Annotated in this window: 1 protein-coding gene; it reads right to left on the bottom strand. The window is 62.5% G+C overall.

Going from position 1 to position 1,268, the window contains the following annotated elements; translation table 11 throughout:
* Positions 1-32: 32 nt before the first annotated feature.
* Positions 33-1,198, bottom strand: a protein-coding gene (locus A5686_RS17350; protein ID WP_156750122.1) for an IS3 family transposase whose coding sequence is annotated in 2 segments (ribosomal slippage) — positions 33-911 and positions 914-1,198 — 1,164 coding nt in all. Because the reading frame shifts where the segments join, the coding sequence is not laid out codon by codon here.
* Positions 1,199-1,268: the final 70 nt, after the last annotated feature.

Below are 1,268 nucleotides of genomic sequence, written 5' to 3'. Positions count from 1 at the left end.
GGGTCTGCTGCACGGATAGGTGACAGTTTCGGTCATGCGGCCTGACTGGCCGGTGTGGTCATGATTGCTTCGAATTCGACAGGGGTCAACCGGCCGAGGGCGATTTGACGTCGGCGCCGGTGGTAGGTGCGTTCGATCCAAGTGACAATGGCGATGCGGAGCTGTTCTCGGGTGTCCCAGCGGCGGCGGTCCAAGACATTCTTCTGCAGCAGGCTAAAGAAGCTCTCCATGGCGGCGTTGTCACCGGCGGCACCGACGCGGCCCATGGACCCGACCATGTCGCAGCGGCCCAGGGCGTGGACGAATCGTCGGCTTCGAAATTGCGACCCGCGGTCGCTGTGAACAATGCAGCCGGCGACGTCACCGCGACGGGCTACCGCGCTGGCCAAGGCCTGGGTGGCCAGTCGTGATTTCATTCGCGAGTCGATCGAGTAGCCGACAATGCGGTTGGAGAACACGTCCTTGATTGCACACAGATAGAGCTTGCCTTCGGCGGTGCGGTGTTCAGTAATATCAGCCAGCCACAAATGATTTGGCGCCTCAGCGGTGAAGTCCCGGCCGACCAGATCATCATGAACAGGCGGCCCGACCTTGCCGTTCTTGCCGCGTTTGCGCTTGCCGAACGCACTCCACCAGCCGTTGTCGGCGCAGATCCGCCACGCGGTGCGCTCGGCCATGAGTTGGCCGGCGTCTCGGGCCTCTTCGACCAGGAAACGATAGCCGAACTCCGGATCATCACGATGCGCGTCGAACAACGCGTTGGCGCGTTGCGCCTCCACATATTCGGCGTTGGTGACCGGATCAGCCAGCCACCGGTAATAGGGCTGGCGAGCGAGCTTGAGCACCCGACACGTCACCGCCACGGGAATCCCGTTGGCGGCGAGCTCCTTCACGAGCGGGTAAAGCCTTTTCCCGGCAGATTCGACTGCGACAAATACGCCGCAGCCCTGCGCAGCACCTCGTTCTCCTGCTCGAGCAACTTGATCCGCCGCCGCGCCTCTCGTAGCTCGACCGAATCGGTAGTGGTCATGCCGGGTTTGCTGCCCTCATCGACGTCGGCTTGGCGCAGCCACTTCGACAACGTGATCGGATGCACTCCGAAATCGGCGGCGATCTGCTCGAGTGTCACGCCTTCATCGCGGTTACGGGCGACCCGCACAACATCGTCACGAAACTCCTTGGGATACGGCCGTGCCATGGTGACATCCTTCCAGCTCGCCCACCACGGGCAAGCCATCTCAGTTGTCACCTATTCGTGCAGCCGACCC

It is taken from the genome of Mycobacterium sp. E2479, from assembly GCF_001667925.1.
Classification (GTDB): domain Bacteria; phylum Actinomycetota; class Actinomycetes; order Mycobacteriales; family Mycobacteriaceae; genus Mycobacterium.
Note: the sequence above shows the minus strand (reverse complement) of the source record. Positions and strands in the feature narration are given on the sequence as shown.